Source organism: Ruegeria sp. YTSA135, from assembly GCF_059610165.1.
Genome location: NZ_JBXWNC010000016.1, coordinates 94,625 through 118,395 on the forward strand (window position 1 = coordinate 94,625; position 23,771 = coordinate 118,395).

A 23,771-nucleotide genomic window follows, 5' to 3' on the forward strand; every position below is an offset into this window, starting at 1 on the left:
GATACGTTCTACCATTCGCACCAAAGTGTTATGTGTACGCGTAACCCGCTCCCATGAGGTTGAACTTGATGAAGACAATTGCTCGAACGTGCTACGTTGCTGCGATGATTTCCGGTTTTGCTGCGTCACATTCGCTTGCGCAGCCCCGGTTGGGATGGGGCTATCAAATCGATGGTCTCGCTGCGTATCAGGGTGACGCAGATTTGAGTGAGGGTGGTGAGTTCTCTGCAAGTCGCGTTTTCCTGCGCACCACAGCTCTTTATACATTTCAAAATGACACGTCGCTTGGGTTGTCGGCGAGCTTTGGCCGCTTGCACTACAATTTCAGTCAGGCAAATAACCAACCATGGGAAGACATTCGGGACATCCGTGTTGCGGCACCGCTTCGGTTTGGTGTTGGGAATGCGACCACGGTTTTCATCTCACCGCAAGTCAGGTGGGACTATCAAAGCGGGGCCGAGGCCAGTGATGGCAGAACTTATGGCGTTTTTGCGGGCGTTGCTTGGAAGTTGAACGAGCGGCTGACCATCGGACCGGCTTTTGGGGTATTTTCGCAGATCGAAGACAATGATATCGACTTTTTTCCGGCTCTGCTTGTTGATTGGGACATCAATGACCGCTGGAACCTGAATACGGGCTCGGGGATTGGGGCCACGCAGGGGCCGGGTCTGACGCTCAGCTATGCGCTCAACGACACGATGAATCTTTCCCTGTCGGCCCGGTATGAGCGTATTCGCTTCCGGCTGGACGATGATGGGCTGGCGCCAAATGGCGTGGGCGAAGACAAAAGCATCCCCGTGGTGATCTCGTTCGGGTATAACCCCAATCCCGGTGTTTCGCTGAATGTCTTTGCGGGGGCCGAACTTGATGGGCGCTTGACGCTGGATGACTCAAATGGAACAGAGCTTAGCCGCCAGAGCTATGACACAGCCCCGCTGGTAGGTGCGGCCTTCAGGGTCAGGTTTTAGGCGCGCAAAATTCTGGTCATCACAGCCCTTGCGGATACTGGCGCCTTGCGATCTGTTGCGGGCAACGGGAAACCCGCAGGCAAAAGGAGCCCATGTTGGACTGGCGCGATCACGGTATCCTTTTGACCACGCGTCGCCATGGGGAAACGGCGGCCATCATCGAGGTTTTCACCGAAAGCCATGGCCGCCATGCCGGTGTTGTGCGGGGCGGGACCAGCCGCAAGATTGCCCCGATCCTGCAACCGGGGGCGCAGCTGGATGTGCTGTGGCGCGCTCGGCTTGAGGAACATATCGGAACCTTTCAGGTTGAACCGTTGCGATCGCGTGCCGCGGCTGCATTCTCTGGCCGATTGGCCCTGGCAGGATTAAACGCAGTTGTTGCGTTGCTGACGTTCTGTCTGCCAGAGCGGGAGCCTCATCCGGCGATTTATACGCAAACCGAACGGTTGATGGACTTGCTCGGGCAGGACGAGATTTGGCCGCTGGCTTATCTGCGGTGGGAGTTGGCCTTGTTGGAAGAACTAGGGTTCGGTCTTGATCTTTCGTCCTGTGCAGTGACCGGTTCAACCAGCGGTTTGGCCTATGTCTCACCCAAAACCGGCCGCGCGGTCAGTGCCAAAGGGGCAGGGGAATGGGCAGACAGGCTGTTGCCGCTGCCCCCGTGCTTGCGAGGAGAGGGGCGCGCACCCGACGCAGAGATTGCACTTGGCCTTCAGACAACAGGATATTTTCTGGCACACCATCTGGCCCCGTCGCTGGGGAATCACCCTCTGCCCGAGGCACGGGCGCGTTTTGTGGATCAGTTTACTCGACGGCTGTGAACACCATCTCGTGTCCTGCATCATTGCGCAGGATCAGAACGTTGCCAGATACCTCGGACTGGGTCATGGCCATCAGGGCGGCAAAGTAGAACCCTTCGGCTTCAAGCCCGGCGCAGGCGGCGCGGGTGGCAGTCAGATCAGCGATTTCGAACCATGGGTAAGGCGCGGTCAGGGTGCCGCTATAGCTGTTGCAAGGGGCATTGCCCTCGATCCTGTCTTGTTCAGGGAAGCGTAGCAGGGCGCTGGCCTGGTAAGGCTGACCATCGATTTCTTGCAGCGCCCAGGTCGTATCGGCCGCGCCATAAGCGGCGACGGTCTCGTCCTTGTCGCATTGAAACAGGACCAACATCGGCAGGGTCAGGATCAGGCGTATCATGTAACCGGTTTAACCCACCAAACGCACGGACGGAACCGCTGCTACAAAGGCAACTCACCGTTCAGCAGCTCTTGCCGCACTTCCAGTCGGGGGCGCCAGTTGTACTTGGTGTCTTCCTGTACCGGCGCCCATGTCAGTGCACCGCTGGCCCGCCAAGGATCAAGGATGATCCCGTCATACATCGAATCTCCTTCGGCGCTGATCAGGGCCGAGTGATGGATGATCCTGAATTGGGTGGGTGGTGATGTCGCCCAATGTATATCCAGCGTGCGAAAATCTTCCTGCCGCAGGCGCTTGGTCATGGCTTCGGCCCAGTCATTGCACAAACCGCGCTCACGAAAGCCATTGATAACCTTGGCATTGTGGATGATGGCCGAGTCAGTGACATTCCAGTCCTGCTTTAGCTGCTGTGAGTAGGTATACGAGAGGGTAGCGGCCGTTCGCGCCTCGACCGGATCGACATCGGGACCAAGGGATTGGATCGCATATGCCAGCGTGTCGATATCGTTTTGGCTGGCCGTCGGCTGTGTGGTGGCGCAGCCGCCCAGCACAAGGGCAGTCACGATTGCCCAGACTGCGAATAGTCGTGTGGTCATTCCTGCTGCGATCCTTTGTATCAGGGCCAGTAGGTGATCTATCGGGGATCAGGGCCAAGTTCAAAGGTGAAATTCACTTGTCGGAGGATGACCACCGACGTTTGAGCCCCCGTGCCCGTCATTTGTGCAATTTCAATTTCGCAAGAAAAAACCCGGCGCGCAGGCCGGGTTAGTTGGGGAAACAGGAGTGCCGAATTCGGTCACCCAAGCAAACGTCGGGCTATGACCTGTGCCTGAATTTCGGCTGCTCCCTCGAATATGTTCAGAATGCGTGCGTCGCACAGGACGCGGCTGATCTTGTATTCCAGCGCAAACCCGTTGCCGCCGTGAATTTGCAGGCCATTATCCGCAGCAGCCCAAGCCACGCGCGCGCCCAGCAGCTTGGCCATTCCGGCCTCAAGATCACAGCGGTGCCCGTTGTCCTTCTCGCGGGCCGAGAAATAGGTCAGCTGACGGGCGATCATGATCTCGACCGCCATCATCGCCAGTTTGCCCGAGACACGGGGGAAGTTGATCAGGGACTTGCCGAACTGCTTGCGGTCCTGTGCGTATTGCATGGCGATATCCAGCGCGCTTTGGGCCACACCGACAGCACGCGCGGCGGTTTGGATACGGGCGGATTCAAAGGTCTCCATTAGTTGTTTGAAGCCTTTGCCCTCTTCTCCGCCCAGCAGGTTTTCCGCCTTCACGTGGAAGCCGTCAAAGCCCAGCTCGTATTCTTTCATGCCACGATAGCCCAAAACCTCAATCTCGCCGCCGGTCATGCCCGGGGTTGGGAAGGGGTTTTCTTCCGTTCCCGGCGTTTTTTCGGCAAGGAACATGGACAGGCCACGGTGATCGGTGCTGTCCGGGTTGGTGCGGGCCAGCAGGGTCATCACATGAGTGCGCGCGGCATGGGTAATCCATGTCTTGTTACCGGTAATCTGGTAATCGCCGTTTTCATCCTTCACGGCCCGCGTTCGCAGGCTGCCAAGGTCAGAGCCGGTGTTCGGTTCGGTGAAAACAGCTGTTGGCAGGATTTCGGCGCTGGCCAGTTTTGGCAACCAATTGGCTTTTTGCTCTTCCGTGCCGCCTGCAATGATCAGTTCCGCCGCGATTTCCGAGCGGGTGCCCAGCGAGCCCACACCAATATAGCCGCGCGAAAGCTCTTCCGAGACCACGCACATCGAGGCCTTGGACAAGCCAAACCCGCCATATTCTTCCGGTATGGTCAGGCCAAAGACGCCCATCTCGGCCAGTTCTTCAATGACTTCCATCGGGATCAGTTCATCCTTCAGGTGCCATTCATGCGCGTTTGGCTCGACCTTTTCTTGGGCGTAACGTCGAAACTGGTCGCGGATCATTTCCAGTTCCTCGTCCAGCCCCGAAGCACCGAACATGGTGGCCCCTGCCTGATCCTCCATCAGCGCGACAAGGCGGGTGCGCGCGGCCTGAGTATTGCCGTTTTGTGTAAGGGTCATGACCTCGGGCCCCATCAGGGCACGCATGTCATCCTGGCCTAATCCAAGATCCTGAAGACGGACGATTTCCCCCTGGTTCATCTGGATGCCGCCGTAGATCTGCCAGAGATATTCGCCAAAGGCGATCTGGTGCAGCAGCTGCTCCATCTCGCCAAACCTGCCGTCGGCATTCAGCGCTTCAGCCCAGTGCTGCATCTGTTGCAGCGATTGGGTGTAGGTTGCCAGCCATGCAAGTCCATGAGCGGCCGTTTGATGCGCCTCAATCAATGCACCAGATACACGCCCATCCTCGGTCACAGAGTTGCGCACAATCGCGCGAGCACGATCAAACACCGTTTCCACCGCCGGGATAGCCGCACGGGTCAGTGCCAGAAGGTCGGGCAGAATAGCGGATGGTGTCATCTGGGTAACATCTTGTCCGTCAGGGGCCATGAATCACGTCCTTTTCTGGTGTCGTCTGGTCTTATCATGCTGCACGTGCAGCGCAAGAAAAATACGAATTATCAAGCAAAATAGTTCTAAAATTGCTTTATCAATTTTGCAGTGCAGCGCGCGTCAATAGTGGTATCACGGGGCCATGACACTGCTTTCCTTGCTTAACCCAAACGAACTGTTTTTGGCCGCTGGCGTTGCGCTTGTGGCTGGTTGGGTCAAAGGTATGGTTGGATTTGCCATGCCGATGGTTCTGGTTTCAGGGCTTAGTATGTTCCTGCCGCCGGACTTGGCGCTTGCCGGGTTGATTTTGCCGACTTTGGTAACGAATGGCTTTCAGGCCCTTAGCGAAGGTATTCCGGCCGCCATATCCGCGATGAAGGCGTTTCGCGTGTTCCTGGCCGCAGGGCTGGTGTTTTTGTTGATCGGGGCTCAGGTGGTCAGTTCGCTGCCCGCGTCAACGTTTCTGTTGATAATCGGCATCCCAGTTTCGTTGTTTGCCCTGATTCAGGTTTTGGGCGTGCAATTGGTCCTTCGTAATCCGTCACCTCGGATTGAATTGGGCATTGGTTCTGTTGCGGGATTTGTCGGAGGAATGTCGGGCATCTGGGGGCCGCCAACCGTTGCGTATCTGACTGCGCTGAACACACCAAAAGCAATGCAAATGCGGGTTCAGGGGGTGATCTACGGCTTGGGGGCCGTTGCCCTGATGGTTGCCCATGTGGGGTCGGGGATATTCCGGGCCGAAACGGCACCGTTCTCGGCCGCATTGGTCATACCTGCGGTCATAGGGATGTGGATCGGTCTGCAATTGCAATCACGGATCGATCAGGCGCTGTTTCGAAAAGTGACGCTGTTGGTCCTGCTGGTAACTGGATTGAACCTATTACGACGAGGGTTGATGGGTTAACCGCGCTTGTCGGCAATACGAAAGGCGAAGTACAAAGCCAGCATCAGGAAGAAAAGCCCTGAAATATCACCGATTAAAAAAGCGACATACTCGGCGCGTGCGCTACCGAAAGCTATGTTGGTCAGACCTGAGACAAGAAAAGACGTTATGATCCCCACCGCCATCACACAGGCCCAACACGGTTTGCGGTCAGGTCGGGGGAACAAGTCCCAACCAACCCATTTGCATATGTAGAACACCGCCGGAACGGTCGTGACGGCAATGACGATGGCCATCAATCGGCTTGGCAGGAAAACATCACTGCCACCCAAAAGGGCGAAGACGACAAATACGCCGGGTAAAAGCGCGAAAACCGCCCGCCATCCCAGCAGCCAAGCTGCTATAACCCGCACACCATGCGGCAGGAACAGCAGACTGGCCCGACTGGGATATTCGGGGAAAAACATGTTCTGAAGCGGCGTCAGAACTTCGAACGTCAGCAGCGATGCCACGACATAGGCCAAAGATGAGTAGAACGTGTCCGTAGCCCACCTGCGCACGAGTTTCAGCCACGTATGCGCAGGTTTGCGGTGTTACTTGGGGGCATGAACGATGTACCGCCCTCGGTTTGCGGTGCCGCTTTGCGACAGATATCCTTTTTGAACCAGCGATTTCAGCGCGCGAAAAAAGGTCGGGCGCGAAACGCTTCGCACCAAGGTATGCTCGATCAAACCGAATGTGCGTACCTCGTCGTCTGACTTCGAAAGCTCTTCGGCTGCGTAGTATATGTCGCGCTCCACCGGAGACAGTTGCTCAAGGCCCAGCGTGCGTTCCATACTCTGCATCAGTTTACGCAGTTCAGTCAGTTTTGAGATTTCCGTCATAGTCTACCTGTCTTTACTTGTGCCAACCGTTGCCGCCTTGCGGTACGACCAGAGATGCCAATTCTTTGGCGGCGTCCAAAAGGTCGCATGTTGACACTCATCCCCTCTGTCGCAGACGTATTTTGTCATTGGGTGGCAAATGTGTTGATTTGAGAGTTTGCCCGAGCGACCCAACGATATTTACGTCCCGCCCGAAGAAAAGGCTTCGGGCTTTTTTTATTTCGACAGATGCAAAAGCTAATTGAATAGCGCGTTTCGGGCAACGCGTTTTGTGCAGACAATGTGACATACAACGATATTGTGATGTTGCCGAGATAATTTGGCGATATTGTCTGGTAAGCTGCCCAAAAGGACATTGGGGGCAGGATGCCCCCAAAGTCAGATCAGCCGATTGCCACGGCTTTGATGTCTTCGTCGATGAAGGGCAGGTACTGTTCGAAATTCTCTGCGAACATCTGCACCAGTTTGTCGGCCTGTTTGTCAAAGGCGGCCTGATCGTCCCACGTACGGCGCGGGTCCAGAAGAACTTCGGCCACGCCGGGCACGGCCACGGGCACGTCAAACCCGAAATTGGCGTCCTTGCGGAACTCGGCGTCGCGCAGCGAACCATCCAGCGCAGCGGTCAGCAGCGCGCGGGTCGCCCGGATTGGCATCCGCGACCCGACACCGTAGGCGCCGCCGGTCCAGCCGGTGTTCACCAGCCAGCATGTTGCACCGTGCTGAGCGATTTTTTCACGCAGAAGATTGCCGTATACCTCCGGGCGGCGCGGCATGAATGGGGCGCCGAAACACGTTGAGAATGTCGGCTGGGGTTCGGTGATGCCGCGTTCGGTCCCTGCAACTTTCGAGGTGAAGCCCGACAGGAAATGATACATCGCCTGCGCCGGGGTCAGCCGCGCGATCGGAGGCAGAACGCCAAATGCGTCGCAGGTCAGCATGATGATATTCTTCGGGTGACCGCCAAGGGCGCTGCTGGAGGCATTCGAGATATATTCGAGCGGGTAGGCGCAGCGCATGTTTGCCGTCAGCGAGTCATCCTCGAAGTCCAGCTCTTTGGTTTCTGGGTCAAAGACCATATTCTCGATCACCGTGGCGAACTTGCTGGTTGTCGCGTAGATTTCCGGCTCGGCCTCGGGGTTCAGGTTGATGGTCTTGGCATAGCAGCCGCCTTCAAAGTTAAAGGTGCCGCGGTCCGACCAGCCATGTTCGTCGTCACCGATCAGGGTGCGCGCAGGGTCGGCGGACAGCGTGGTTTTTCCCGTGCCGGACAGGCCAAAAAACACGGCGGTATCGACCGGGTTGCCAACGGCATGGTTGGCCGAACAGTGCATCGGCATCACACCTTTTCCCGGCAGCATGTAGTTGAGTAGGGTGAACACAGATTTCTTGTTCTCACCTGCATATTCGGTGCCACCGATCAGGATCAGCTTACGGTCAAAGTTCAACGCGATCACGGTCTCGCTGCGACAGCCGTGCCTGGCCGGATCCGCCTGGAAACTGGGGCAGTTGATGATGGTGAAGTCAGCGACGAACTCGTCCAGATCTTCGCGATCCGGGCGACGCAGCAGATGACGGATGAACAGGTTGTGCCAGGCCAGTTCTGTGACCATGCGAACGTTTATTGAAAAGGCAGGGTCGGCACCGCCTACCAGATCCTGCACAAAGTAGTCGCGGCCCTTCATATGGGCCAGCATGTCATCGTGCAAAGCGTCAAAGCCTTCGGGGCTCATCTCGGCATTGTTTTCCCACCAGATAGTGTCAGCAACGCTGTCGGTCTTGACAACGTGCTTGTCTTTGGGAGAGCGACCTGTGAACTTGCCGGTGGTGACCAAAAAAGCCCCGCCATTGCCAAGAGTGCCTTCGCCGCGCTTCAGCGCCTCTTCGATCAGGGCTGGTTCCATGAAGTTATAATAGACATTTCCCAGACCCCCGATGCCCTGATCTTCGAGGCGGAATTGCGGGTTGACCCGTCCAGATGTCATGTGTGTCTTCTCCTTTGGCGGCGCTTCGGCGGGTGGGCCGCATGCGCTCTTGGGGCATTTTGCCGGATCGTTCCGGCGGACAGGCGGGTCTTATCATGGTCATTTAGGGCGTGAACAGGACGGTTTGGCGCAGTTAGCGCAACCAAATTCAGGTTTAGCGCCACCAGGAATTTCCTGACGGAAATCAATGCGCGTTTCTGAAGCCATTAACGGCTTTTTTGCCGCAGCTGTGTGACAACAAACGCACGATTCGCAGATACGGATTGATTCGCGGACATAAAAAAGACAAAGATGCCCTACTAATAAGCGAAATATTGCATGAGTGAGCAGGAATAGGGGTAAACCCGATGTCGAAGATTGCACTGGTGGACGACGACAGAAATATTCTGACGTCTGTGTCCATGACTCTCGAAGCCGAAGGGTTCGAGGTTGAAACCTATAACGACGGGCAAGCAGCCCTGGACGCATTCAACAAAAAACTGCCCGATATGGCCGTGCTGGATATAAAAATGCCACGCATGGACGGTATGGACCTGTTACAAAGGCTGCGGCAGAAAACCCAGATGCCGGTCATCTTTCTAACGTCGAAAGACGATGAAATCGATGAGGTTCTTGGCCTGCGTATGGGCGCGGATGACTATGTGAAAAAGCCCTTTTCACAGCGGTTGCTTGTTGAACGCATCCGTGCGTTGCTCCGCCGGCAAGAGGCTACGTCCGGCGATGTGACCAATGCCGCTTCGGGCGATACCAAAGTGATGGAACGGGGTGACCTGCGGATGGACCCGCTGCGCCATGCGGTCAGCTGGAAGGGGGCGGACGTTTCACTGACCGTGACCGAGTTTCTGTTGCTACAAGCGCTGGCACAACGCCCCGGTTTCGTCAAAAGCCGTGATCAGCTGATGGATGTCGCTTATGATGATCAGGTCTATGTCGACGACCGGACCATCGACAGCCATATCAAGCGCCTGCGTAAAAAAATGCGCGCCGCAGACCCAGAGTTTTCGGCAATCGAAACACTGTATGGCATCGGATACAGGTACAACGAAGAATAAGCGTGGCCACTGAGAAGGGGTAACCGAACCTCGTGCGCGATACAGAGCAAGCCAGCGAATTGCGGGACGGCGACGTCGTTCTGGGGGATGACTGGGTCATCCCGCAGGATCCGGAGTCGGCCGAGCTGCGGGCGTCGCGCCAACGTCGCAACATGTTCTCGTTGCGGGGCTCGCCTCTGGCGCGCAGGATTATCACCTTCAACCTGATTGCTCTTGTTATCCTTGTTACGGGGCTGCTGTACCTCAACGATTCCCGCGAGGACCAGGTCCAGCAAACGGCGCGCAATCTTATCGGTGACGCGCAGCTTGTCAGCAACGTGTTCGAAACCCAATTGCGGCAGAACCTGATTGGGCATTCTCAGGTCACATCTGCACTGGATGTCAAGGATACGCTGGCTGGGCTCAGCCTGCCAGACGGGGGCGAAGTTTTTGTATACGACGCAGACGGCACGCTGATTGGCTGGACGCGCGGGGTGGCGGCCCCTTCGCAGAACACTGCGTTGCTAAAAAACGGCTCCGAGGTTCAGACCGGCAGCACTTTGATCAGTGATGCGCTGAACGCCGTCTGGACTGGATTGTCCCGGGTATTTACACGCTCGGAAATCGATGAAGCGCCGACTTTGGCGCAGCGCGTGCAAGACCTCATTCCTGACGCCTTGAGGGGAGAGTTGCAGGTCGAAGCGGTAAAGGATGCAGCCGGCAAGACAGTTATCGTCGCGGCGGCTCCGATCCTGCAGGATGGGGCGCCTATGGGGGCTGTGGCAATGGCCGGTCCTGCTGGTGAAATCGACGCGCTGGCCCGGCGCGAACAGGAACGTATCCTGCAAATGTTCGTCGTGGCGCTTTTGGTCTCTATCGGCCTGAGCCTTGTTCTGGCATCCACCATTGCCAACCCGTTGGCGGATCTCGCCGCTGCGGCTGAGACGGGCAAAGACCGGGGGGCCGGTGTCAATCCGGGCCGTATCCGCATTCCCGACCTCAGCGCGCGGCCAGATGAAATCGGGCGTCTCAGCCAGGCTTTGCGGGGGATGGTTTCGGCATTGTACAACCGCATCGATGCAAACGAACAGTTTGCTGCTGATGTCGCGCACGAAATCAAGAACCCACTTGCGAGTTTGCAGTCGGCCGTTGGAACTTTGCGTGTGGTCAAGCGCGACGACCAACGCGATAAATTGCTGGGCGTGATCGAACATGATGTGCGTCGGTTGGATCGTTTGGTCAGTGATATCTCGAACGCGTCACGTCTGGACGCTGAGTTGGTCAAGGAAGAGGAACAGCCTTTCGATCTGCTCAAGCTTTTGGACAATATCGGGCAGTATTTGGGTGAAGATGCCCGCGCCAAAGGCATTGATTACATTACCGATCTTCCGCGTCAGCCGATTGTCGTCAATGGGCTTGAGGCGCGTCTGGCGCAGGTTTTCGTCAACCTGATCACTAACGCGATTTCATTCTGCGAAGACAGCGACGCCATACGCGTCTGGGTGCGTCGCCGAGAAAACCGGGTGCTGATCGTGGTCGAAGACACAGGCCCCGGCATTCCGGATCAGGCGTTGACCAAAATCTTCAAGCGGTTCTATTCGCAGCGACCGGAAGAGCATTTTGGCAACAATTCCGGCCTTGGGCTGGCGATCTCGAAACAGATTGTAGAAGCTCATGGCGGTGTGATTTGGGCCGAAAATATCCGCCCGACCGAGGCAGACATTACATCGGACCCGCTGGGTGCGCGATTTGTGGTGGGGTTGCCGGTGTAAACGCATGAGTGGCCAGACCCTCTTGGACATTCGACATCAGAACACAGCTATCGTTCACGGAACATGCGTGGCCGTCGAAGGGCGCGGCGCTTTGGTCGTGGGACCTTCGGGATCAGGTAAATCGGCGTTGGCCTTGCAGATGATGGCATACGGGGCAGCGCTGGTTGCCGATGACCGTGTTGCCCTGACCATGGTTGACGGAAAGGTTATTGCGGATGCTGTTCCGACGTTGCGCGGAGTGATTGAGGCTCGGGGCGTTGGACTGCTTCGTGCAAACGCCGCTGGGACAACGCGGGTCTGTTACGTGGTGGATCTTGATCAATCCGAGCCCGCCCGTTTGCCGGCCCCGGTTACAACCGTTGTCCTGAGGCAAACTGTGCCCTTGCTTCGGGCGGCAGGCATCCCCAATTTGTCCGCAATACTGATGCAACTTTTGAAAATGGGGCGTTTAGACCCGGAATGGCCCAGCACTTAAAACCGCAACGGCGTATTGTTTTGGTCACGGGCCCATCAGGCGCGGGCCGTTCGACTGCAATCCGTGTGCTTGAAGACCTGGGCTTCGAAGCCATCGATAATCTTCCCATGGGTCTGTTGATGCGCCTTTTGGATGGGCCGCAGGATGATCGGCCGATGGCCCTGGGTATCGACGCGCGCAACCGCGATTTCTCGACAATCGGGTTCATAGAACTGGCCGTGCGCCTGAGGCGCATGGAACAGGTTGATTTGACAACGCTTTACCTTGATTGCAATGACGAGGTTCTGCTGCGGCGTTTTTCGGAAACCCGCCGCCGACATCCAGTGGCCACCGATGCAAGCCCGGAAACAGGTGTGAGGCAGGAAAAAGAGCTTTTGGCCCCGATCCGCGAGATTGCAGATACGCTGATTGACACCTCCCCGCTGAATGTCCACCAGCTGCGAGAAGAGGTCGAGCGCTGGTTTGCTCCACAAGGCGGGCGGCACCTCGCGGTTTCGATCGAGTCATTTTCGTACAAACGGGGCCTTCCGCGCGGGCTTGATATGGTCTTCGATTGCCGGTTTCTGGCCAATCCATATTGGCGCTCGGAACTGCGGTCGGAAGATGGTCGAAACCCGGACGTTGCCAGCTATGTACAATCTGATACGAATTATGCTCCGTTTTTCGATCGGGTTGTTGATTTGCTGAACCTGTTGCTGCCAAGCTTCCGTGCAGAAGGCAAAGCACACCTGTCAGTGGCTTTTGGCTGTACCGGCGGGCAACACAGGTCAGTTGCCATGGCAGAAGCGGTCGCAAAGGCTCTTGCAGAGAAGGGGCAGCAAGTGGCAATTAGGCACCGCGAAATGGAACGTCGATCGTTGAATGTGAGGCCGGATTGATCGGGATTGTAATCGTAGCACATGGTGGGTTGGCCAGAGAGTATCTGGCAGCCGTGCAGCATGTGGTTGGAAAGCAACCCGGTCTGATCGCAATTTCGATTGAGGCAGATCATAATCGCGAAGAAAAGCAGGCCGAAATTTGTGTGGCCGCTGACAGTGTGGATGTTGGGGATGGGGTCGTTGTCGTGACCGACCTGTTTGGGGGAAGTCCGTCGAATCTGAGCCTGCGCGCCTGCGCCCCGCATGATCGTCGTATTCTTTACGGTGCAAATCTGCCTATGTTGATTAAGCTGGCCAAAAGCCGCCACCTGCCTGTGGCCGACGCCGTGCGGCAGGCGATGGAGGCTGGACGTAAATACATCAATGCGCAAAATGTGACATTAGAAGAAGACCGGACTGATTAAGAATGACCAACCGAAGTTTGAAAATAGTAAACGAAAAGGGTTTGCACGCCCGCGCCTCGGCCAAGTTGGTTGAGGTGGTCGAGGGCTTTGATGCCCAAGCCGAAGTATCCAAAGACGGTTTTTCTGCTTCGGGCGACAGCATTATGGGCCTTTTGATGTTGGCAGCATCGCATGGAACGACTATTGACGTCGAGACGTCCGGACCGGATGCTGAGGCGTTGGCTGATGCTTTGGAAACCCTGGTGAATGACAAGTTCGGGGAAGGGTTCTGACCTCATCGGCCGCGCGATGAAGAACGGGATGACCAGGAATTGGCGGAAACTACGCACGAGACCAAGACAGGCTCTTTGGTGGATGGGGCTAAAGATCAGGGCGAAATCTACGACCGTAGAACCCTGACTTACGCGAACTCGTTCGACGATGTCTGGACCTCAACCGCCATTCGCGCGATTGAATGGTGCACCGGCAAGCTGACCATTCTGCGTATGGTCAACAAATTCGAAAAGAAGAACGAATATTACCGCGGTCAAAGGTTCTGGGGCGGCGCGCTTGAGGTTATGGGAATCGACCTGACCACGCCGGAAGAGCAGATTACCCGCATTCCGAAAGAAGGCCCCGTGGTCGTGGTGGCGAACCATCCGCACGGTATGGTTGACGGTATGATTCTTGCTGAGTTGATCGGCCGGGTTCGCAGTGACTACAGAATCCTGACCCGCTCTGTTTTGACCGGTTTGGACGAGGCGGCGACATCATTCATGATCCCGGTTCCGTTCCCGCATGACCCCGAGGCGCAAGGCAAAATGCTGGAAATGCGCGGCAAGGCAATGGATCACCTGAAAGAAGGGGGGGTTGTAGCGTTGTTCCCCTCGGGCGTTGTCATGTCTTCCGACGACTGGTTTGGCCCCGCGCAAGAGCGGGAATGGAACGTGTTTACCGCCAAGATGATCCGTCGGTCAGGTGCACGCGTGGTTCCCATCTTTTTCCCCGGTCGAAATTCGCGCGCTTACCAGATCGCCAACAGGCTGTCCCCGATTTTGCGGCAGGGGCTTTTGCTGCATGAGATCGTGCGATCCTGCAACAAGCCGCAGTCTCCTGTGATCGGCGAGCCGATTTCGGATGAAGATATGCAACTGCTAGAGCGTGATCCGCGCGGCTTTATGGCGTGGTTGAGAAAACACACGATGTCATTGGGCGAAACGCTGAAACGCTAGACAGCCAGACCCGAAGGACAAGAGGGGCTTTGCCCCTCTGCATCAGCGAGTGGGAACCGGAACCTCGCCTCTATAGTCATAAAACCCACGATCGGTCTTGCGCCCCAGCCAACCGGCTTCGACATATTTGGTCAGCAATGGGCAGGGACGGTATTTTGTGTCTGCCAACCCATCATGCAGCACGTTCATGATGGCCAGGCAGGTGTCCAGCCCAATGAAATCAGCCAGTTCTAGTGGGCCCATCGGATGGTTCGCGCCCAGCTTCATGGATTGGTCTATGGACTGCACGTTTCCAACGCCCTCGTACAATGTATAGACCGCTTCGTTGATCATCGGCATCAGAATGCGGTTCACGATAAAGGCGGGGAAGTCTTCGGCACTGGCAGCCGTTTTTCCCAGACGATCCACGACGGCCTTGCACGTGTTGAAAGTTGGTTCATCCGTCGCAATGCCGCGGATCAGCTCGACCAGTTGCATCACCGGAACCGGGTTCATGAAGTGAAACCCCATGAACCGCTCTGGCCGATCTGTGCGGCTGGCCAGCCGGGTAATTGAAATGGATGAGGTGTTCGAGGTCAAAATCGTATGCGGTTGCAGATGCGGTTGCAGGTCCTCGAAAATTGCCTGTTTGATCGTCTCGCGTTCGGTTGCGGCCTCGATCACCAGATCGGTCTGCCCCAGTTCGGGCAGCGCAAGCGTGGTTTTGATCCGCTTGAGCGCGGCCTGCATCGCCTCGTCCGTGATTTTCCCGCGCGAGGCCTGGCGCGCCATGTTGCCTTCGATCGTAGACAGTGCGGCATTCAGCGCGTCCTGGTTCACGTCGTTCAGCAGAACGTCATATTCTGCCAGGGCCAGCACATGGGCGATGCCATTGCCCATCTGGCCTGCGCCGATCACTCCGACTGATTTTACGTCCATGTTCTGATGCCTCTGAGTCTCGGGGTTGGGGGGACACTACCGGCAGACCGGTGGGGGCGGCAAGGGGATCAGACGCATCGAATTTGCTTAAATGCGCACATTAAGACTTTCTCAAGACTTGCGGCTTCAAGATGGCAACCGGGTGAAAAATGGGTGAGTGTCATGAGCTATCATCAAACAGGCTCGGCAGGTGCCGGGCATGCCGTATGCCAATACGGTGAATCACGTCTTTGGTTTCGTGGGCCAGAGCGGTCGTTGGATACCGTCTACATGGTTTGCACGGGCGGGGATGAAACCTATGGGCGGTTTGTAGAGCGTCCCTTCGCCACGATTCTCGAAGAAAAGCTGGATCGGCGCTGCCTGAATCTTGGAAGTCTTTTCTGCGGGGTTGAGGCGCTGTGCAACGACGCAGGTTTGTTCAAGCTTTTAAATATGGCCGAGTTGTGCATCCTTCAGGCGCCGGGTGTTCTCAGCCAGACGAATCACTTTTACCGCGTCCATCCCCGGCGCAATGACCGGGTTCTTACACCAACATCGGACTTGATCGATCTATATCCCGAACTGGACTTCACCGATGTTCATTTCGTGCACCATTTGATGAGTTCTTTGCAAAGTCATCAAGATGCGCGTTTCGAGGTTGTTGTCGATGAGTTGCGCCACAACTGGGTTCGGAAAATCAGTGACTTGCTACACAGGCTGGAGGTACCGGTCATTCTGTTGGGGCTAAGAGTGCTGCAACACAAAGATGGAGACCGCCAAAATGAAAGAACAGTCGTAACACCGGAAATGTTTGAGGCTGTCAGCCCCCTATGCGTGGATTTTGTTGAAGTCTCGGTGCCTGTATCCGGCCAGTCCGACGCGCTTGAGGATATGTTGTTCGGAACACTGCAGCAGCCGATGGCTGAGTACATGATCGGCCCGGCGGCGCATAAGGCAATTGCGGACGCGCTGTTGGGGTCAATCCGAAGGCAAATCTAAAAAAGGCCCGCCTTTGGGCGGGCCTTCGAGTATTTTAGTTGAAAGTCGTAGCAGACTTAGCCGAGTTTCTCGGTCAACTCCGGCACGGCCTGGAAAAGGTCGGCGACCAGACCGAAGTCCGCGACCTGGAAGATCGGGGCTTCTTCGTCTTTGTTGATCGCAACGATGACCTTCGAGTCCTTCATACCCGCCAGGTGCTGGATAGCGCCCGAGATGCCGACAGCGACATAGAGGTCAGGTGCAACAACCTTACCGGTCTGACCAACCTGCCAGTCATTCGGGGCATAGCCCGAGTCAACCGCTGCACGCGAGGCACCAACAGCGGCGCCCAGCTTATCGGCCAGGGTTTCGATCAGCTTGAAATCGTCTTCTGAACCGACACCACGGCCGCCCGAGACAACAACACCAGCCGAGGTCAGTTCCGGACGGTCGCTTTCAGCCACCTTGTCCTCGACCCACGACGACAGGCCTTCGGCCGCCGGGACTGAGATGGTCTCAACCGGGGCCGCGCCGCCTTCTCCCGCCGCGTCAAAGCTGGCGGTCCGCAGGGTGACAACCTTTTTGGCGTCGTTCGATTTCACGGTCTGGATCGCGTTGCCCGCATAGATCGGGCGCTCAAAAGTTGAACCGTCAACCACGCCTGACGCATCCGAGATTACCATCACGTCCAACAGCGCGGCCACGCGCGGCATCACGTTCTTGGCGTCGGTGGTGGCGGGGGCAACGATGTGTTCGTACCCATCAGCCAGCGACACGATCAGCGCGGCCGTTGATTCTGCAAGACGGTGACCCAAAGACGCGTCTTCGGCCACCAGAACTTTGGACACACCGTCAATCTTTGCGGCGGCCTCGCCAGCAGCAGCAGCCGAGCTGCCCGCGGCCAGAACGGTCACGTCGCCCAGTGCCTTGGCGGCGTTGACAGCCTTGGCGGTGGCGTCCAGCGACAGCTCACCGTTATTGACTTCTGCCAGAAGAAGAACAGCCATTACACAGCCCCCGCTTCTTTGAGTTTTGCAACCAGCTCGTCAACCGAGCCCACGACGATACCGGCGGCGCGTGCCGGCGGCTCGTCGGTTTTGACAATTTCCAGACGCGGGCTGACATCGACGCCGTAATCGGCGGCGGTTTTCTCATCCAGCGGCTTTTTCTTCGCCTTCATGATGTTGGGCAGCGACGCATAGCGCGGCTCGTTCAGGCGCAGATCAACGGTCACGATGGTCGGCATCTTGACGCTGATGGTCTGCAGGCCGCCATCCACCTCGCGGGTGATCTTGGCGCTGTCGCCTTCGATATCCACCTCAGAGGCAAAGGTGCCCTGGCTCCAGCCCAACAGGGCCGACAGCATCTGGCCGGTGGCGTTCATGTCGTTGTCGATCGCCTGCTTGCCGCACAGAACCAGTCCGGGCTGCTCTTCCTCGACCACTTTGGCCAGGATCTTGGCAACGGCCAGTGGTTCGATGTCCTGATGCACGTCGTCAGCCGCAACGACCAGAATCGCGCGGTCGGCCCCCATGGCCAGCGCGGTACGCAGCGTTTCCTGCGCCTGCTTTACGCCCACCGAAACAGCAATAACTTCATCCGCTTTGCCCGCTTCTTTCAGGCGGATCGCCTCTTCTACGGCGATCTCGTCGAACGGGTTCATCGACATTTTGACATTGGCGAGATCAACACCGCTACCGTCCGCTTTCACGCGGACTTTCACATTATAGTCAATCACGCGTTTGACAGGCACGAGTACCTTCATTTTTGCGCTTTCTCCTCAAAAAACGGTAAGCCGCGAAGCGACTCCACCAATGCTTTCGGGGGATTGAATAGCGTCTCAATTCCCTCTGCAACAGAGTAAAATCGTCACGTCATGGGCTTGGGACGTCGCGTTTCGTGTTTTTTGTCGCTGCGTCCCAAAACTTATCGGTTGGCGCCCGGGACCCACAAAACATCCTGAGTGCCGTTTTCATTGGCGCAGCGGGCCGCCACGAAGAACCAGTCGCTCAGGCGATTGAGGTATTTCACTGCGACTGCGTTTACCGGCTCCAGATTGGTCAGCTCAACCGCCAACCGCTCGGCCCGGCGCGAAACAGTGCGACACACATGCAGATGGGCCGCCAACCGAGAACCGCCCGGAAGGATGAAGCTGCGCAGCGGTTCCAGCGTTTCGTTCATGACGTCGATCTCGGCCTCAAGCCGGTCGATCTGCGATGCAACGATGCGCAGCGGCGGATAGTCAGCCTCGGCGTCTTTTTCCATGTCGGGGCGGCAGAAATCCGCACCCAGATCGAACAGGTCGTTCTGGATGCGCGACAGGGCGGCATCAACGTCACCCTCGGCCTCGGTGCGGGCCACGCCAACGAACGAGTTCAGCTCGTCCACGGTGCCATAGGCCGCCACGCGCCCGGAATACTTTGCAACGCGTTCGCCGTTGCCAAGCGCCGTTTTTCCATCATCGCCGGTGCGGGTATAGATTTTGTTCAGGACGACCATTTACTGCGCTCCTTGTCCACGTAGCCAGACATAGAGCACGATCAGCAACACGGCAATGAACTGGAACAGGATACGCAGGCGCATCATCTTGTTGCTTTTCATGGCTGCCGCTTTGCCGCTTTTGCCGAAGTTTGATATGCCTATCGCCAGCACGACGACAACAGCCGCCATGGCCAAAAGCAGAACGACCATCAAAAGGTCCATGGGTACACCGTCCGCGTTTCTTGTTTCATTAGTCTACCATCTAGCTTTGCAGATTGGAAAAGCGAACGGGTTATTTCGCCTCAGATGTCCGAGAGTATGCGGTCGATGGCGCGGGTCGGTAAAATACGGCGCAGGTAGCCGGCAACATAAGTTGGCGTGGTCACATAGTACCGCGCACGTGGCCGTTTTGTTTCGACAGCACGTGCCAGCTTGTCGGTCACTGCCGAAGCGGGCAGTTCGAACCTGTCGGGACCCGAGGATTCATACAGTCTTTTCAGTAGCGAAGTCTCGTACCGCTCGCGCAGGGCCGAGTTCTGCCAATTGATGAATCGTTCGAAAAAAGGGATCGAGTTTTCTCGGATTTTCGACGTGATCGGTCCGGGTTCAATCAGAATAACCTTTATGTCGGTATCTGCCAGTTCCAGGCGCAGCGTGTCTGTAAGGCCCTCGACCGCATATTTTGTTGCCACGTAAGCTCCGCGCCATGGAAAGGCCACCAACCCCAGAACCGAGGAATTCTGAACGATTCGGCCATGCCCCTGTGCCCGCATCGCCGGAATCACCTGCCGGGTGAGTTCGTGCCATCCAAAAAAGTTGGCCTCGAAAATCTGGCGCAGTCCGTCCGTTGGCAAATCTTCGACCGCTCCGGGCAGGCCATGTGCGCCGTTGTTGAACAACGCATCAAGCGTTCCGCCCGTGGCTTCGAACACCGAGGCCAGCCCCGACGCGATGCTGTCGGCATCGGTATAGTCGATGCGTGGGCTTTCAAACCCTTGCGCCCGTAATCGGTCGCAGTCCCGCTGCTGCCGACAGGACGCAAACACGCGCCAACCCCGGGCTCGCATACCATGAGCAGCATCCTGACCAATGCCCGAAGAGCAGCCGGTGATAAGAATGGTTTTTTGCATGATCTTCCTGACTCTGAACCTCGCCCATAGCTATTGCGAGGCTGTGGTCAGAGCAATCACACCACTGCGTCAGTCCGGGATTTTTCGAACCAGAGATGCCGAAATCCATCCGACTTGTTGCTGTGGTAACACGCGCAATCGCAGCCAGCCGGTTCCGGATTCGCTTAGAACCTCGACCTTCTGGCCAATGGTTGCCTTGCCGACGATGGGATAGATCGTCCCGGGCCCATCACGCATGTTTACGCGGGTGCCCGAAATCTCGCGAATGTCCTTTTCCGGCTCGGGCAGGGTCGGTGCCTCAGCGACATCGCTCTCTACCTCGGTCGTGACCTGGCTCAGCCCCTCTACGCCGTCTTCCAGCGAGGCCAGCGTGAAGTTGGCACTTTGATCGGCAAAGATTGTCAGGCTTGAGAACGACGCAAGGCTCGCGTCGTCGGCTATGATCTGAACTACGTCTTCGGGTTCCGCCTTTGGCGGCTCGTGACTCGTTGGCACTCGGGCTGCAACATTCGATACAAGCTCTTCGGCGCGCGCAGGCGCGACGGTTGTGGTCCGGGCTACAACTTTACGTTGAGGTTGGTCGCTGCGCAGGCCGCGTGGTTCGAAGTTCGGCCCCCCGCTCATGATGTAAAAGCACCATCCGAGTGCAGCGAATGAAATAACAATAAGGCGCGTCATGGCGCATCCCCCGGGTCAATCGTAAGAAACAAGAAATAAGCAGCAGTCTAATTCCAATAGGTTACCATATTTCATGCATCCTGTCGAAAAACGGGGGAAATTGCGGGGGTGCCTCCCCTTGTTGCAAAAAGCGCCACTTGTCCCCAGTAAATGTGTGCTGGTCGCTTTACCAAGGCGCAGTTGCGGCGTATCACATCATGTATGAATGATACGATCGACAACCCCAACATGGAGGCCCCCGAAAACGGGGGCGAGGTGGCCGAGCCGCTGCGCCGCGCGATTGGCGAGCGCTATCTGACCTATGCGCTGTCCACAATCATGCACCGGGCGTTGCCGGATGCGCGGGATGGATTGAAGCCTGTTCATCGGCGAATCCTATACGCCATGCGCGAGCTGCGACTCAGCGCAACGGGCGGTTTTCGTAAGTCGGCCAAGATTTCCGGCGACGTGATGGGTAACTACCACCCGCATGGTGACGCCGCGATTTACGACGCGATGGCGCGTCTGGCGCAGGATTTTAACGTGCGCTACCCGCTGGTCGACGGTCAGGGGAATTTCGGCAACATTGACGGCGATAACCCGGCGGCCTCGCGCTATACCGAGGCGCGGATGACCATCGTGGCCGAAGCTCTGCTTGAGGGGCTGAACGAAGACGCCGTTAATTTCCGTGACAATTATGATGGCACGCTGACCGAGCCGGTCGTGCTGCCCGCGCAGTTTCCCAATCTTTTGGCAAATGGCGCCAGCGGCATTGCGGTCGGCATGGCGACGAATATCCCGCCGCACAATATCTCAGAACTCTGCGACGCCTGTCTGCATCTGATCAAGACGCCGGATGCGCGCGACGACACGCTGCTGAATTACGTGCCCGGCCCGGACTTCCCGACTGGCGGCGTAATTGTTGAGCCACCCGAGAATATCGCGCAGGCCTATCGCACCGGGCGGGGCTCGTTCCGTCTGCGCTGCAAGTTCGAGGTCGAAGATCTGGGCAGGGGTCAGTGGCAGATCGTCGTTACCGAGATCCCCTATCAGGTTCAGAAATCCAAGCTGATCGAAAAGATCGCCGAGCTGATCCAGACCAAGAAAATTCCGATTCTCGCTGATGTGCGCGACGAATCTGCCGATGACATCCGGGTGGTTCTTGAGCCTCGCTCCAAGAATGTGGACCCCGAGGTGCTGATGGGCATGCTGTATCGCAACTCGGACCTTGAGGTGCGGTTCAGCCTGAACATGAACGTGCTGATCGATGGGGTGACACCCAAGGTCTGCTCGATGAAGGAAGTGCTGCGCGCTTTCCTCGATCACCGGCAAGAGGTGCTGCTGCGCCGCTCGCGCCACCGCATGGGCAAGATCGACCACCGGTTAGAGGTGTTAGAGGGCTTTATCGTCGCCTTCCTGAACCTCGACCGAGTGATCGACATCATCCGCTACGACGACGACCCTAAGGCGGCACTGATGCGCGAGGATTGGGGCATCGATCATGTTCGCGCGACCGATGAGTCCGATTATGTCTCGCCCAAGCCGGGCGAGGGCGAGTTGTCCGAAGTTCAGGTCGACGCGATCCTGAACATGCGCCTGCGCAGCCTGCGCCGTCTTGAAGAGATGGAACTGGTCCGCGAGCGCGACGAATTGATGCTGGAGCGCGCCAATCTTGAGGATTTGCTGGCCGATCCGACCCTGCAGTGGTCCAAGATCGCTGAGCAGCTGAAAGAGACCAAGAAAACCTTCGGCAAAGACTACGAAGGTGGCGCGCGGCGCACGCAGTTCGCCGAGGCCGGACAGGTCGAAGAGGTTCCGCTTGAGGCGATGATCGACAAGGAACCGATCACGGTCGTTTGCTCTCAGATGGGCTGGATACGCGCCATGACAGGCCATATCGACCTGAACCGTGAGTTAAAGTTCAAGGACGGGGACGGCCCGCGGTTCATTTTTCATGCCGAAACGACGGACCGGTTAGTGGTTTTTGCCTCAAACGGGCGATTCTACACGGTCAGTGCCGCCAATCTTCCCGGCGGTCGCGGCATGGGTGAGCCCCTGCGCCTGATGGTCGACCTGCCGAACGAGGCGCAGATTATCGACATCCTGATTCACAAGCCCGGGCGCAAGCTGCTGGTGGCGTCGGGGGCGGGCAACGGATTCATCGTGCCCGAGGATGAGGTGCTGGCCCAGACCCGAAATGGTAAACAGGTGCTAAACGTCAAGGGCGACGAAGCGGCAATGATCTGTAGGCCGGTTCAGGGCGATCACGTGGCCGTTGTATCGCAGAACGGCAAGTTCCTTGTGTTCCCAACAGAAGAACTGCCCGAGATGACGCGCGGAAAGGGTGTGCGTCTGCAGAAATACAACATGGCGCGTGGACGGCAGGGCACTTTGGAACTGGATGGCGGCCTGTCCGACGTCACTACGTTTAACTGGGAAGAGGGCCTGAAATGGTCCATGGGCGGTGACAAGACCCGGCACGAGGCCGATATGTCCCAATGGCTGGCCAAACGCGCCAGCGTCGGGAAAAAACCGCCTTATGGTTTCCCGCGCGACTACAAGTTCTCATGACCGTGTGGGTCAGTGGTGAAATTCCGCCGATACGGCTTGGCACAGGCCGTATCAGTGCGCTAGATCATGGGAAACAAGCCTATCGAGACATGACATGTTGCGTATTCTGACCTTGATCGCCGGACTGGCCCTTTTGGGCGCGTGCACGCAGACACAGGTGTACGAAGAACCCGAGTCGCTGGGCGAATTCAAGCTGCGCGTCAATTATGCGTTCGCCGAGAAAGCCAGGCAGGGTCCGGTCTCCCGCGACGCGACCCCCAAGGAGTGGGAAGAGGCGATTCAGAACGCCGTGGATATCCGTTTGGGCCGTTACGACGGTGCACAGGAGTATGATATTGGCATCAGCCTCGAAGGTTACATGCTGGCACCTCCGGGCGTACCAGTCATCTATAACCCCAAAAGTACGGCTATCGTACTTGTGAACGTCTACGATGTTCGCAAAAAAGAGTTTTTGGCAAAGGCCAAACAATTCCAGGTTCTTGAAGACACGACCGGCGAAAGTGCCCTTGCCGGGTCTGGTCACGCCCGGACGAGAGAAGAGCAAATGAACGGCCTGGCGTTGAAAGTGGCCGACCGGGTCGAGGAATGGCTGGCCGAAGAACACGAGGCAAATGGCTGGTTCGACCGTCGCCCGGACCTGATCCAACCGCTTGATTCCGGCGTCGTCACCCAAAATCCGGCATCATAACCCGCTTTCGATGCAGGATGTGCTTGATTTCCCGCTTTGAACCAAATATCCCGCGCGCGCAGATGTAACCACGGGACCAAGGGTCCCCCAAATTGCAAAAGGGCGCCTGAGGAATGGCAAAGGAAAAGTTTGAGCGTACAAAACCGCACGTCAACATCGGCACGATTGGCCACGTTGACCACGGCAAGAC

At 57.1% G+C, this 23,771-nt stretch carries 26 protein-coding genes; 13 read left to right on the forward strand and 13 right to left on the reverse strand.

Annotated features, from left to right (window positions below; translation table 11 throughout):
- Positions 1 to 68 precede the first annotated feature (68 nt).
- The gene (locus AC2FIT_RS18485; protein WP_496831486.1) at positions 69 to 968 is read left to right on the forward strand and encodes a hypothetical protein; all 900 of its coding nucleotides are present in this window, start codon (positions 69 to 71) and stop codon (positions 966 to 968) included.
- Between the two features lie 95 nt (positions 969 to 1,063).
- On the forward strand, positions 1,064 to 1,789 hold the full coding sequence (gene recO / locus AC2FIT_RS18490) for a DNA repair protein RecO (RefSeq protein WP_496831510.1): 726 nt from the start codon (positions 1,064 to 1,066) through the stop codon (positions 1,787 to 1,789).
- On the opposite strand, the gene AC2FIT_RS18495 is transcribed toward recO, so the two are convergent.
- From AC2FIT_RS18495 to AC2FIT_RS18505, 3 genes are all read right to left on the reverse strand, one after another.
- Positions 1,773 to 2,165 (reverse strand): META domain-containing protein, encoded by a 393-nt coding sequence (locus AC2FIT_RS18495; RefSeq protein WP_496831487.1) that lies wholly within the window; start codon positions 2,163 to 2,165, stop codon positions 1,773 to 1,775. The two genes, recO and AC2FIT_RS18495, sit on opposite strands and share 17 nt — an antisense overlap.
- A gap of 41 nt (positions 2,166 to 2,206) precedes the next feature.
- The gene (locus AC2FIT_RS18500) at positions 2,207 to 2,761 is read right to left on the reverse strand and encodes a hypothetical protein (RefSeq protein ID WP_496831488.1); all 555 of its coding nucleotides are present in this window, start codon (positions 2,759 to 2,761) and stop codon (positions 2,207 to 2,209) included.
- A 200-nt stretch (positions 2,762 to 2,961) separates the two neighbouring features.
- Complete coding sequence (locus AC2FIT_RS18505) at positions 2,962 to 4,653, reverse strand: acyl-CoA dehydrogenase family protein (protein ID WP_496831489.1); 1,692 nt, start codon at positions 4,651 to 4,653, stop codon at positions 2,962 to 2,964.
- A 145-nt stretch (positions 4,654 to 4,798) separates the two neighbouring features.
- Here AC2FIT_RS18505 and AC2FIT_RS18510 point away from each other — a divergent pair, with 145 nt between their 5' ends.
- The gene (locus tag AC2FIT_RS18510) at positions 4,799 to 5,563 is read left to right on the forward strand and encodes a sulfite exporter TauE/SafE family protein (RefSeq protein WP_496831490.1); all 765 of its coding nucleotides are present in this window, start codon (positions 4,799 to 4,801) and stop codon (positions 5,561 to 5,563) included.
- On the opposite strand, the gene AC2FIT_RS18515 is transcribed toward AC2FIT_RS18510, so the two are convergent.
- The 3 genes from AC2FIT_RS18515 to AC2FIT_RS18525 all read right to left on the reverse strand — a co-directional run bounded on the left by AC2FIT_RS18515 (position 5,560) and on the right by AC2FIT_RS18525 (position 8,408).
- Entirely contained in the window at positions 5,560 to 6,102 is a 543-nt protein-coding gene (locus tag AC2FIT_RS18515) for a hypothetical protein (protein WP_496831491.1), read from the reverse strand. The genes AC2FIT_RS18510 and AC2FIT_RS18515 overlap by 4 nt on opposite strands.
- A 33-nt stretch (positions 6,103 to 6,135) precedes the next feature.
- Positions 6,136 to 6,426: a hypothetical protein gene (locus AC2FIT_RS18520; protein WP_496831492.1), complete on the reverse strand. Its 291-nt coding sequence runs from the start codon at positions 6,424 to 6,426 to the stop codon at positions 6,136 to 6,138.
- Between the two features lie 383 nt (positions 6,427 to 6,809).
- The gene (locus tag AC2FIT_RS18525) at positions 6,810 to 8,408 is read right to left on the reverse strand and encodes a phosphoenolpyruvate carboxykinase (protein ID WP_496831493.1); all 1,599 of its coding nucleotides are present in this window, start codon (positions 8,406 to 8,408) and stop codon (positions 6,810 to 6,812) included.
- 347 nt (positions 8,409 to 8,755) lie between these two features.
- Here AC2FIT_RS18525 and AC2FIT_RS18530 point away from each other — a divergent pair, with 347 nt between their 5' ends.
- The 7 genes from AC2FIT_RS18530 to AC2FIT_RS18560 are packed head-to-tail and all read left to right on the forward strand — an operon-like array spanning position 8,756 to position 14,179.
- Positions 8,756 to 9,460, forward strand: coding sequence for a response regulator transcription factor (locus AC2FIT_RS18530; protein WP_068339042.1), 705 nt, complete (start codon positions 8,756 to 8,758; stop codon positions 9,458 to 9,460).
- A 32-nt stretch (positions 9,461 to 9,492) separates the two neighbouring features.
- The gene (locus AC2FIT_RS18535) at positions 9,493 to 11,211 is read left to right on the forward strand and encodes an ATP-binding protein (protein WP_496831494.1); all 1,719 of its coding nucleotides are present in this window, start codon (positions 9,493 to 9,495) and stop codon (positions 11,209 to 11,211) included.
- Positions 11,212 to 11,215: 4 nt separating this feature from the next.
- Complete coding sequence (locus AC2FIT_RS18540) at positions 11,216 to 11,686, forward strand: HPr kinase/phosphorylase (RefSeq protein WP_496831495.1); 471 nt, start codon at positions 11,216 to 11,218, stop codon at positions 11,684 to 11,686.
- Complete coding sequence (rapZ, locus tag AC2FIT_RS18545) at positions 11,671 to 12,564, forward strand: RNase adapter RapZ (protein ID WP_496831496.1); 894 nt, start codon at positions 11,671 to 11,673, stop codon at positions 12,562 to 12,564. The genes AC2FIT_RS18540 and rapZ overlap by 16 nt, the downstream gene beginning before the upstream one ends.
- Complete coding sequence (locus tag AC2FIT_RS18550; RefSeq protein WP_496831497.1) at positions 12,561 to 12,968, forward strand: PTS sugar transporter subunit IIA; 408 nt, start codon at positions 12,561 to 12,563, stop codon at positions 12,966 to 12,968. Before rapZ ends, AC2FIT_RS18550 begins: the two co-directional genes overlap by 4 nt.
- A gap of 2 nt (positions 12,969 to 12,970) precedes the next feature.
- Entirely contained in the window at positions 12,971 to 13,240 is a 270-nt protein-coding gene (locus AC2FIT_RS18555; RefSeq protein WP_496831498.1) for an HPr family phosphocarrier protein, read from the forward strand.
- Positions 13,241 to 13,279: 39 nt separating this feature from the next.
- Entirely contained in the window at positions 13,280 to 14,179 is a 900-nt protein-coding gene (locus tag AC2FIT_RS18560) for a lysophospholipid acyltransferase family protein (RefSeq protein ID WP_496831499.1), read from the forward strand.
- 42 nt (positions 14,180 to 14,221) lie between these two features.
- On the opposite strand, the gene AC2FIT_RS18565 is transcribed toward AC2FIT_RS18560, so the two are convergent.
- The gene (locus AC2FIT_RS18565; RefSeq protein WP_496831500.1) at positions 14,222 to 15,097 is read right to left on the reverse strand and encodes a 3-hydroxybutyryl-CoA dehydrogenase; all 876 of its coding nucleotides are present in this window, start codon (positions 15,095 to 15,097) and stop codon (positions 14,222 to 14,224) included.
- Between the two features lie 162 nt (positions 15,098 to 15,259).
- On the opposite strand from AC2FIT_RS18565, the gene AC2FIT_RS18570 reads away from it, so the two are divergent.
- The gene (locus tag AC2FIT_RS18570; protein ID WP_496831501.1) at positions 15,260 to 16,075 is read left to right on the forward strand and encodes a DUF6473 family protein; all 816 of its coding nucleotides are present in this window, start codon (positions 15,260 to 15,262) and stop codon (positions 16,073 to 16,075) included.
- Positions 16,076 to 16,131: 56 nt separating this feature from the next.
- Here the strand turns inward: AC2FIT_RS18570 and AC2FIT_RS18575 are convergent, their stop codons facing one another.
- From AC2FIT_RS18575 to AC2FIT_RS18600, 6 genes are all read right to left on the reverse strand, one after another.
- Positions 16,132 to 17,061, reverse strand: coding sequence for an electron transfer flavoprotein subunit alpha/FixB family protein (locus AC2FIT_RS18575; protein ID WP_496831502.1), 930 nt, complete (start codon positions 17,059 to 17,061; stop codon positions 16,132 to 16,134).
- The gene (locus tag AC2FIT_RS18580) at positions 17,061 to 17,819 is read right to left on the reverse strand and encodes an electron transfer flavoprotein subunit beta/FixA family protein (RefSeq protein ID WP_496831503.1); all 759 of its coding nucleotides are present in this window, start codon (positions 17,817 to 17,819) and stop codon (positions 17,061 to 17,063) included. The genes AC2FIT_RS18575 and AC2FIT_RS18580 overlap by 1 nt, the downstream gene beginning before the upstream one ends.
- 161 nt (positions 17,820 to 17,980) lie before the next feature.
- A complete protein-coding gene (locus AC2FIT_RS18585; protein WP_068339011.1) occupies positions 17,981 to 18,553 on the reverse strand; it encodes a cob(I)yrinic acid a,c-diamide adenosyltransferase in 573 nt (190 codons plus the stop codon).
- Complete coding sequence (locus tag AC2FIT_RS18590) at positions 18,554 to 18,757, reverse strand: twin transmembrane helix small protein (RefSeq protein WP_068339009.1); 204 nt, start codon at positions 18,755 to 18,757, stop codon at positions 18,554 to 18,556.
- Between the two features lie 80 nt (positions 18,758 to 18,837).
- The gene (locus AC2FIT_RS18595; protein ID WP_496831504.1) at positions 18,838 to 19,665 is read right to left on the reverse strand and encodes an SDR family NAD(P)-dependent oxidoreductase; all 828 of its coding nucleotides are present in this window, start codon (positions 19,663 to 19,665) and stop codon (positions 18,838 to 18,840) included.
- Between the two features lie 69 nt (positions 19,666 to 19,734).
- Complete coding sequence (locus AC2FIT_RS18600) at positions 19,735 to 20,343, reverse strand: SH3 domain-containing protein (RefSeq protein ID WP_496831505.1); 609 nt, start codon at positions 20,341 to 20,343, stop codon at positions 19,735 to 19,737.
- Positions 20,344 to 20,544: 201 nt separating this feature from the next.
- On the opposite strand from AC2FIT_RS18600, the gene parC reads away from it, so the two are divergent.
- Together parC and AC2FIT_RS18610 are read left to right on the forward strand one after the other, a co-directional pair.
- Positions 20,545 to 22,893 carry a DNA topoisomerase IV subunit A gene (parC, locus tag AC2FIT_RS18605; RefSeq protein ID WP_496831506.1) on the forward strand — a complete coding sequence of 783 codons (2,349 nt, stop codon included), beginning with the start codon at positions 20,545 to 20,547 and terminating at the stop codon, positions 22,891 to 22,893.
- Positions 22,894 to 22,987: 94 nt separating this feature from the next.
- The gene (locus AC2FIT_RS18610) at positions 22,988 to 23,581 is read left to right on the forward strand and encodes a hypothetical protein (protein WP_068338998.1); all 594 of its coding nucleotides are present in this window, start codon (positions 22,988 to 22,990) and stop codon (positions 23,579 to 23,581) included.
- Positions 23,582 to 23,771 lie beyond the last annotated feature (190 nt).

Coding starts and splice junctions, on each gene's coding strand:
- AC2FIT_RS18485 (WP_496831486.1), top strand. CDS start 69: ATGAAGACAATTGCTCGAACGTGCTACGTTGCTGCGATGATTTCCGGT.
- AC2FIT_RS18495 (WP_496831487.1), bottom strand. CDS start 2,165: ATGATACGCCTGATCCTGACCCTGCCGATGTTGGTCCTGTTTCAATGC.
- AC2FIT_RS18500 (WP_496831488.1), bottom strand. CDS start 2,761: ATGACCACACGACTATTCGCAGTCTGGGCAATCGTGACTGCCCTTGTG.
- AC2FIT_RS18505 (WP_496831489.1), bottom strand. CDS start 4,653: ATGGCCCCTGACGGACAAGATGTTACCCAGATGACACCATCCGCTATT.
- AC2FIT_RS18510 (WP_496831490.1), top strand. CDS start 4,799: ATGACACTGCTTTCCTTGCTTAACCCAAACGAACTGTTTTTGGCCGCT.
- AC2FIT_RS18520 (WP_496831492.1), bottom strand. CDS start 6,426: ATGACGGAAATCTCAAAACTGACTGAACTGCGTAAACTGATGCAGAGT.
- AC2FIT_RS18525 (WP_496831493.1), bottom strand. CDS start 8,408: ATGACATCTGGACGGGTCAACCCGCAATTCCGCCTCGAAGATCAGGGC.
- AC2FIT_RS18530 (WP_068339042.1), top strand. CDS start 8,756: ATGTCGAAGATTGCACTGGTGGACGACGACAGAAATATTCTGACGTCT.
- AC2FIT_RS18540 (WP_496831495.1), top strand. CDS start 11,216: ATGAGTGGCCAGACCCTCTTGGACATTCGACATCAGAACACAGCTATC.
- rapZ (WP_496831496.1), top strand. CDS start 11,671: ATGGCCCAGCACTTAAAACCGCAACGGCGTATTGTTTTGGTCACGGGC.
- AC2FIT_RS18555 (WP_496831498.1), top strand. CDS start 12,971: ATGACCAACCGAAGTTTGAAAATAGTAAACGAAAAGGGTTTGCACGCC.
- AC2FIT_RS18565 (WP_496831500.1), bottom strand. CDS start 15,097: ATGGACGTAAAATCAGTCGGAGTGATCGGCGCAGGCCAGATGGGCAAT.
- AC2FIT_RS18570 (WP_496831501.1), top strand. CDS start 15,260: ATGAGCTATCATCAAACAGGCTCGGCAGGTGCCGGGCATGCCGTATGC.
- AC2FIT_RS18575 (WP_496831502.1), bottom strand. CDS start 17,061: ATGGCTGTTCTTCTTCTGGCAGAAGTCAATAACGGTGAGCTGTCGCTG.
- AC2FIT_RS18580 (WP_496831503.1), bottom strand. CDS start 17,819: ATGAAGGTACTCGTGCCTGTCAAACGCGTGATTGACTATAATGTGAAA.
- AC2FIT_RS18585 (WP_068339011.1), bottom strand. CDS start 18,553: ATGGTCGTCCTGAACAAAATCTATACCCGCACCGGCGATGATGGAAAA.
- AC2FIT_RS18590 (WP_068339009.1), bottom strand. CDS start 18,757: ATGGACCTTTTGATGGTCGTTCTGCTTTTGGCCATGGCGGCTGTTGTC.
- AC2FIT_RS18595 (WP_496831504.1), bottom strand. CDS start 19,665: ATGCAAAAAACCATTCTTATCACCGGCTGCTCTTCGGGCATTGGTCAG.
- AC2FIT_RS18600 (WP_496831505.1), bottom strand. CDS start 20,343: ATGACGCGCCTTATTGTTATTTCATTCGCTGCACTCGGATGGTGCTTT.
- parC (WP_496831506.1), top strand. CDS start 20,545: ATGAATGATACGATCGACAACCCCAACATGGAGGCCCCCGAAAACGGG.
- AC2FIT_RS18610 (WP_068338998.1), top strand. CDS start 22,988: ATGTTGCGTATTCTGACCTTGATCGCCGGACTGGCCCTTTTGGGCGCG.